At 38.6% G+C, this 7,336-nt stretch carries 11 protein-coding genes and 2 tRNA genes; 5 read left to right on the forward strand and 8 right to left on the reverse strand.

Going from position 1 to position 7,336, the window contains the following annotated elements:
- Window positions 1-103: 103 nt before the first annotated feature.
- The 3 genes from GBN19_RS15820 to GBN19_RS13430 are packed head-to-tail and all read right to left on the reverse strand — an operon-like array spanning window position 104 to window position 1,643.
- Window positions 104-241 (reverse strand): hypothetical protein, encoded by a 138-nt coding sequence (locus GBN19_RS15820; RefSeq protein ID WP_171494497.1) that lies wholly within the window; start codon window positions 239-241, stop codon window positions 104-106.
- Window positions 231-1,415 (reverse strand): site-specific integrase, encoded by a 1,185-nt coding sequence (locus GBN19_RS13425; RefSeq protein ID WP_151778491.1) that lies wholly within the window; start codon window positions 1,413-1,415, stop codon window positions 231-233. The genes GBN19_RS15820 and GBN19_RS13425 overlap by 11 nt, the downstream gene beginning before the upstream one ends.
- A gap of 18 nt (window positions 1,416-1,433) precedes the next feature.
- On the reverse strand, window positions 1,434-1,643 hold the full coding sequence (locus tag GBN19_RS13430; RefSeq protein ID WP_000122748.1) for a hypothetical protein: 210 nt from the start codon (window positions 1,641-1,643) through the stop codon (window positions 1,434-1,436).
- A 105-nt stretch (window positions 1,644-1,748) separates the two neighbouring features.
- Here GBN19_RS13430 and GBN19_RS13435 point away from each other — a divergent pair, with 105 nt between their 5' ends.
- Complete coding sequence (locus GBN19_RS13435) at window positions 1,749-1,976, forward strand: helix-turn-helix domain-containing protein (protein ID WP_131381892.1); 228 nt, start codon at window positions 1,749-1,751, stop codon at window positions 1,974-1,976.
- A gap of 336 nt (window positions 1,977-2,312) precedes the next feature.
- Here GBN19_RS13435 and GBN19_RS13440 read toward each other — a convergent pair.
- Window positions 2,313-2,388 (reverse strand) — tRNA-Gly (locus GBN19_RS13440).
- A gap of 45 nt (window positions 2,389-2,433) precedes the next feature.
- Window positions 2,434-2,509 (reverse strand) — tRNA-Gly (locus GBN19_RS13445).
- A gap of 203 nt (window positions 2,510-2,712) precedes the next feature.
- Here GBN19_RS13445 and GBN19_RS13450 point away from each other — a divergent pair.
- The 4 genes from GBN19_RS13450 (at window position 2,713) to GBN19_RS13465 (ending at window position 4,731) form a co-directional block, all read left to right on the forward strand.
- Entirely contained in the window at window positions 2,713-3,021 is a 309-nt protein-coding gene (locus GBN19_RS13450; RefSeq protein WP_151778492.1) for a BolA family protein, read from the forward strand.
- Window positions 3,022-3,030: 9 nt separating this feature from the next.
- The gene (locus tag GBN19_RS13455) at window positions 3,031-3,420 is read left to right on the forward strand and encodes a SirB2 family protein (RefSeq protein WP_151778493.1); all 390 of its coding nucleotides are present in this window, start codon (window positions 3,031-3,033) and stop codon (window positions 3,418-3,420) included.
- An 82-nt stretch (window positions 3,421-3,502) separates the two neighbouring features.
- The gene (locus GBN19_RS13460; RefSeq protein ID WP_151778494.1) at window positions 3,503-4,339 is read left to right on the forward strand and encodes a ParA family protein; all 837 of its coding nucleotides are present in this window, start codon (window positions 3,503-3,505) and stop codon (window positions 4,337-4,339) included.
- An 8-nt stretch (window positions 4,340-4,347) separates the two neighbouring features.
- The gene (locus GBN19_RS13465) at window positions 4,348-4,731 is read left to right on the forward strand and encodes a hypothetical protein (protein ID WP_151778495.1); all 384 of its coding nucleotides are present in this window, start codon (window positions 4,348-4,350) and stop codon (window positions 4,729-4,731) included.
- Between the two features lie 50 nt (window positions 4,732-4,781).
- Here GBN19_RS13465 and GBN19_RS13470 read toward each other — a convergent pair whose 3' ends face one another.
- From GBN19_RS13470 to omp33-36, 3 genes are all read right to left on the reverse strand, one after another.
- Window positions 4,782-5,420 (reverse strand): DedA family protein, encoded by a 639-nt coding sequence (locus GBN19_RS13470; RefSeq protein WP_151778496.1) that lies wholly within the window; start codon window positions 5,418-5,420, stop codon window positions 4,782-4,784.
- 95 nt (window positions 5,421-5,515) lie between these two features.
- Window positions 5,516-5,920: a hypothetical protein gene (locus tag GBN19_RS13475; RefSeq protein WP_228271279.1), complete on the reverse strand. Its 405-nt coding sequence runs from the start codon at window positions 5,918-5,920 to the stop codon at window positions 5,516-5,518.
- A gap of 187 nt (window positions 5,921-6,107) precedes the next feature.
- Window positions 6,108-6,995: a porin Omp33-36 gene (gene omp33-36 / locus GBN19_RS13480; RefSeq protein WP_151778498.1), complete on the reverse strand. Its 888-nt coding sequence runs from the start codon at window positions 6,993-6,995 to the stop codon at window positions 6,108-6,110.
- Window positions 6,996-7,336: the final 341 nt, after the last annotated feature.

The following is a 7,336-nucleotide window of genomic DNA, read 5'->3' on the forward strand; positions in this document are numbered from 1 at the left end:
GAAATTCATGCACGTGTAGCAGTCCTCAACAGATTTACGGAATTAGGTCGACCACTTACCCAAGTTACGCCTTAAATTTGGCTCAATTAGGGGGCTTTGTATTTCAAATCTTTGTGCAACAAAGCCGCAAAAATGCTAAATTGTGCAGTTTGGGTATATGCAACTCATGAATTAATTCACGAGCAACTGCATCGGCTTCGTGGCTGATCACAACACCTCCAAAGAAAGATTTACTGTTCATATACAGTCTCCTCCTGATTGAGTTTGTTGAGCATTGCTTCAAATGCACTACCATCTTGACGGGTAATATTTGGTACATAGCGGCTATAAACACGAAAGAGCATTTCAGTTGTTGAATGTCCTAGCTGTTTTGCAATCCATTCCGGATTTTCACCAGCAGATAACCATAACGTTGCTGCAGTGTGGCGTGTTTGATATGCACGACGTGATTTCAAACCCAAGTATCTTAAGATTGGGTGCCACACACGTTTGTTGATCAAACGGTAATCGAGAGGACCACCATCACGATTGCAGAATACGAAGTCAGATTTCCCATTATTCAAGCTTTTCTGCTGCATAAATGCTTGGTAAACCCGCTCGCTCATATTTATGGTGCGGTCAGATCCATATGTTTTGGTTCCACCTAGCTCACCGTTTACAAGAGCTTCTCTAATATAGATTTCACGTCTTTGCAGATTGACGTTATTCCAGCGTAAACCATCAATTTCACTGGTGCGCATACCTGTAAAAAAACGTACTGTATAGTAGGGTTTAAAGTCATCACGTACAGTGGTTAGAATTGCTTGTACCTCTCCTAATGAGAAAGGTGTAACTTCAATTTTACTTTCTTTTAAATTGCTAATATTTTTATATGGCGACTCAAATTCATATCGTTCAGCCGCATCATTGAGTATCATACGTAAAGGCGTCATGATTTGATTAATCCTCGATGCTTTCAGACTTGTTTGATCTTTTCCGTGTGTCACTTTGCCGAGGGAGGCACGGAAGTTCAACAAGTCTGATTTTTTGATTTTAGACATTACCTGATTACCAAAAGCAGGAATTAAATAGTTCTTGATCACAATTGAAACTTTTTGCTGATAGGATGTTCTCCATTCAATTTGTTTTTGTTTAAACCATAGTGCTGTAAACTCTTTAAAAAGAGGAACTTTAGTTTGTACAGCGATTTGCTGACTTCTTTTTTCTTTAAACTCCTCAATACGTTTACTTTTTGGAAAGTACTTTTCATATTCAAAAGTTCCAAGAGTAATTTCAGCTTCGATTTGCTCAAGTCTCTTTTTTAAAACGCGGCGATTATAGGCATTATCTTCAAGATTGGTAGTTTCTCTGCAACGAATGCCCATGTATCTAAAGTCAGCAATAAGTTTGCCACTTCGTTCTCGAATAGTAGCCATGAACTGATCTCCTTAGATTTATTGCAAGGCATCCATACTTAAACCAGTAAATTTAAGCATTTCCGTTTCGATACGCTCCCAAACAAAAAGAATTTTTCGACCACCAAAGGGACGGATGTAGTGAACACCTTCAATGAAGACACTATCTTTAAGTTGGTTACGGATAGTGCGAGCGTCATACTGAATTTTTTCAGCGAGCTGTTGGGCTGTAAGGTAGGTATATGACATAATTGTATTCCTGCATTAATTCATTGGATGTAAGTAATTTTTCATCCTTAAACTTAAAATAACCTCAAATTTAATTAAATTTTCATTGTATTCGAGGAAAAATTAATGGTTATTTGTAAATTACCAATACTCTTGGCGGAGAGAAAAATGCGTGTTGCTGATTTAATCCGGGGAACTGGTATTAATAAGACAACATTACATAAGCTCTATAATGGAGAGCTAACTCGTATTGATCTAGATACGATCGATAGGATCTGTGATTATTTGAATGTTCAAGTTGGAGATTTATTTATTTTTGAAAAAAATGATAAAGATCAAAATATTGAGAGCTAGTTTGGTCACAAATGGTCACAAGAAAAATGCGATGGTCACAAATTTATTTTTATTGGGAAACTGAAAGATAAATTTTAACCATCTGCGAGGTGTATTAGGTATGATAAGCGGCATAAAATAGGCTGTTTTTTATACATTATTTGAAGATATTTAAGGTCATTTAAAGTATGTTTTATAAGATGGGCACGATTTGGTCACATCTTGGTCACAAAGTTTTGATGTGCTGATTAGAAATGAGATGCTATTGGAATAGATGAATCGCTTGATAATTAGAAAAAGTATAAAAAAATCAAAAAGAAAAAAGGCACTTACCTTTCGATAAGTGCCTTTTGAATTTGGAGCGGGAAACGAGACTCGAACTCGCGACCCCAACCTTGGCAAGGTTATGCTCTACCAACTGAGCTATTCCCGCATATTGAGCAGTTTTTACTAAAACTTACACTTAAAACACCAAATTTGGAGCGGGAAACGAGACTCGAACTCGCGACCCCAACCTTGGCAAGGTTATGCTCTACCAACTGAGCTATTCCCGCGTGACGCATATATTACATCAAGTAGATTCAGAATCAACAAGTTTTCAAAATTTATTGAATTAATTGAGTAAAATACAAGCAAAATCCTCAAAAAATAAAGCGACAGATCAATCTAAGTGATACATCCATGAGAAAGCCCTGTGAATCCAAGAAAAATTGTTATACTCAAAACAAAGATCTTTTGGTACGACAGGCAGTTTCTCATGACTTTAGAGCAGCAACTCATCGAACGTTTACAGCAACTCCAGCCGACTCATTTGGATGTCATTAATGAGTCATCAGGGCATGGTGGTTACTATCCTGGTAAAGAATCACATTTTAAAGTGGTGATGGTCAGTGACGCTTTTACAGGGCTGCGTGCTGTACAGCGGCATCAAAAAATTTATGCCTTAGCTGCTGAACTCCTTGCTCCGACTGCTATTCACGCTTTAGCGATTCATGCCTATTTGCCAAGTGAGTGGGAAGGGCAAGCTCCTGCAAGTCCCGAATGTGCTCATGCACCTAAAGGCTAAGGGTGCTGCATGACGACTTTTTTGTTACTTAAGATTGTGCATGGCATCGGCATTTTATTGTTGTTACTGATGCTAACCCTCAGTTCCTTACGTTTGTTTCGTATGCAGGATGAACAACTCGCAGGACAAACGCCGCGCTTTGTGATTGCATTGCAACATTCAACTTTTACTTTGCTACTGCTGACAGGCGGTACATTGTTATGGATGAAGCATTTTCAGGTGCAGCCTTGGTTTTACGCCAAAGCCATTTTGTTTGTGGTGATGTTTTCTTCACTAATCAAAGCGTTTCGCCGTAAAGAAGGGATTTTATTGGCACAGCGTCGGGCAGGCATAGTGATTGCTTGGATTGCTTTAGTTGCTATTTTAGTCTTAGTCAAGTTGAAGCCTGTATTTTCATAATTGTTGGACAGCTTTAGGCATCGACATAAAGCTCTAGGTTAGACTAGAGCGTTCAACCCATTACAATAATTAGGATAAAACTATGCTGACACGCGTTATTTTTAATCAAAAAGGTGGAGTTGGTAAATCTAGTATTGCCGTCAATCTTGCCAGTATTAGTGCTGAGCAAGGCTTTAAAACCTTGGTGATTGATCTTGATCCACAATCCAATGCCAGCCAGTACTTACTTGGGGATGCAGCCAATTTTAACGGTCATCAACAAGCACTCGAACCGAATATCGAGAGCTTTTATCAGGATGTTTTGGCGGCAACAGGTAAAAGCCTCATCGGAAATACTTTGGGAGCGTTGTTAAAATCTAAATCACAAGGCTTAGACGCTTATGCACATCAGTCTCCATTTAATAATCTCGATGTCATTGTGGCGAGTCCAAGTCTAGGAGCATTAGAGCATAGTCTTGAAACTAAACATAAAATCTATAAATTACGCGATGCAATTGCAGAACTTTCGGGTAAATATGACCGTATTTATATCGACACGCCCCCTGCATTTAATTTCTTTACTTTATCGGCATTAATTTCGGCAGATCGTGTACTGATTCCATTTGATTGTGATGTGTTTTCTCAGCGTGCCTTGCAAACACTCATTGAAAATATTCTAGAAACGCAAGATGATCATAATCAGCGCTTAGAAATTGAAGGCATTGTCGTGAATCAGTTTCAGGCTCAGGCAAAGTTGCCACGTGAAGTGGTGCAGCAACTCAAAGATCAAGGTCTGCCGATCTTGAACAATATGCTACCACCTTCGGTGATCATGAAAGAATCACATCATAAAAATAAACCTTTAATTTATCTCGCGCCTGAGCATAAACTGAGCCAAGCTTATGCTGCACTATTTGCAGAAATTGAAAAAATAGCTTGAGGAAGAATATGAAATATTGGGCGATTGTATCAAGTGTTCTGATTGCGGCAGTACTCACAGGCTGCGCAACACCTATTCAACCCAGTTATGTTTCACCAACTCAGTATCAAACGCTTAATTGTACGCAGTTGCAGAGTGAATATAATCGGATTCAACAATATATTGAGCATGGGGTAGCGCCTGCAAGGCGTACAGGTATGGGGATTGGCTTGGGTTTAGGGGGGGGATTTGGTCGCGGTGGCTGGGGCTTTGGCCCGACAATTTCATTCAATCTGGGTCAATCTTCCAATACGAAGCGTTCGGAAACAGCGCAATTGTTGGGTGAGCAAGATGCGATTGTGCAAGCTGCGCATTTTAAAAACTGTCCAATCACGACAGTGAAAAAATCATGAGCATAAAAAAGGTCGAAACATCGACCTTTTGAACACTTGCCTATGGCATTTTAATGGTTTTTTCGAGCCTTGAGTTTGGCACGCACAAATTCGAAGACCGCAGGTAGCAGACTAAAAACAATAATGCCGAGCATTAAATGGCTAAAATTCTCTTTCACAAAAGGGTGAGAGCCAAAGAAATAACCTACCGTGATAAATGAAGCCACCCAAAGAAAGCCACCAATTATATTGAATGCTAAAAAATGTTTATAACTCATGCGACCTGCACCTGCGACAAAAGGAGCAAAGGTTCGGATGAAAGGCATAAAGCGTGCAATAATAATGGTTTTTCCACCATGTTTTTCAAAGAACTGGTGAGTTTTAAGCAGATGTTCTTTTTTAATAAAACGTGAATCCATTTCAAAAACACGTGGGCCGATATAACGCCCAATATGGTAGTTCAGCGTATCGCCAAGGACTGCGGCAATAAACAGTAACGCAATTAATAACCATGGATTCATTTGACCTGTCGATGCAGCTAAAGCACCTGCTGCAAATAGCATACTGTCCCCAGGCAGGAAAGGCATAACCACAAGACCTGTTTCAACAAAAACGATCAAAAACAGAATTGCATAAATCCAGACACCATATTGTTTAATAAATTCAAGTAGATGTTGATCAATGTGTAGGATGAAATTGATAAGTTCCATGAGGGAATGACAGCAGAAAAATATGGATTAAATGCTAGCAGCCCCTACATGGAATGTCAGTAACCAAGCGATGCAAAGTTACGATTTTGCAAATTTTATTTTTTAATATATTGTTGACCATCAATCACAGCTTGCCAGTGTCCTTTCACTAGATAGGGCGCTTTATCAATTTTAAAGCGATGAGCAAAATCAGGGTTACCTGCCTGAATATAGTGGGTGTCTAAAGCTGTAATGGGTGCGGTAATGTCCGATTGTTCTTCACTTTCAGACTGGCTATGCGCAGTGTGTTGCTCCTGATGCTGGCTTTCATGGTACTGCAATTGACCATCGCGGTGGATCTGGAGTTCACTGTGAGGACTTTGCCAAGTGCCAATCCAGTTGTCTTGACCTTTCAAAATCGGATTGGTTTGAGCACAGGCAATGAGCGGTACGCAGCATCCAATCATCATCATAAGACTTGGTAGTCGCATTGGTTCACCTATTTCATTTGTTGTTTTCATTCTAGTGTTCAGCAATTTAAGCTGAAAATCATTTCAAGATTTACAGGGTAAACGTGAACGAATTTTTTAGAGTTGTGAAAAAATGCAGTTTTTAAGTTTGTTTTAACTAGACGTTTAGTTTGGTACTGACCAGATATAAAAAAGGACTCGAGTGAGTCCTTTTTTGTTTAGAGAAAATCTCTAAATCTTAGAAGCGTGCTTTCGCATTTAGACCAACAGTGTCTGTATCTAAAGTATTGCCGTCAGTTGCATTTGCTTTCACATAAGAAGCACCAACTGAAATTGCTGGAGTGACGAAGTAATTTACGTCAGCACCCCAAACGTGGTCGAAACCAGAGTCAAGCTGAGAAGTATCAGCAAATGAAACACCAACGCTTAATGCTGGGTTCAAGAACAAATCAGTCTTTAAGCTATAAGCACCACGATCACTGTTGAAAATGCCTTTTGCTTCGAAGCCAAGTGACATGTTTGTGCCATCGATTGCACCTACATATTTTGCACGAGCAGTCGTGAAGTCTTTATGATCGCTATATGCTGATTCACCGTATGCCTTTGCAATACCGTAGCCCAATACATCTGAAGTATCGAGTGCAAGTGGATTTGTACGTGTGTAACCTACTGCAAGCAAGAAGTTGTCGGTTGGCATTGCACCAACTTCTAATGCATAGCGGTCGCCTTTGTTATCAGGAGAGTCTGCATTTTTACCATCTGCATCTGTGTGGTTATATGATGCACTTGCATATAACGGAATTGATGAAGTGTAAGGAGTAGTGAAGTAAGCTTCACCTTTTACACCAGCAGTATTATCTTGAAAGTTAACTTTTGAGTCGTTGTATTTACCATAGTGGTAAGCTAAAGATACATTAGATGCTTTGTTTAAGAACGCAGCTTCAGCTAAAGGTCCTTTAGATGCATCAACATCTTTGAAGTAGTAAGTCCCTTGAAGATCGCCAGTGAAGTTTTTGTCATTTTCTGTTGTATTTACATATTCAGACTGACCTTGTACTTCAAATTGGTACGCGTGAGCGCCAGTCATAGCGAGTAGAACCGCAGCGGCTAAACCGATTTTTTTCATCATGTTGAGTTCCAGTATGTTTAGTTTCATTCTAAAGGTTATTCTATTGTTACAAAATATTAAGTCAATGAATGTAAACGGATTATATTTGTAAACTGGATTCTTAAATTTTAGTACTGGTTAAAAAAACAACATATAAATTTGATTTTTTTATTTTAAAATTTGTCGTATTAACAAGCAGCTATTAGAAATATGAATAAATTGTGTAAGTAAAATCGTATATTAAATAAACAATTTATCATCGAATAAAATAATCAAACATGATTTTATGATTTGTAAAAACACAATTTTATTAAAATATAATGATTATTGTTCTTAAAATTATTCGTATTTTTATTTAA

It is taken from the genome of Acinetobacter brisouii, from assembly GCF_008993995.1.
In the GTDB taxonomy this organism is placed as follows: domain Bacteria; phylum Pseudomonadota; class Gammaproteobacteria; order Pseudomonadales; family Moraxellaceae; genus Acinetobacter; species Acinetobacter brisouii_A.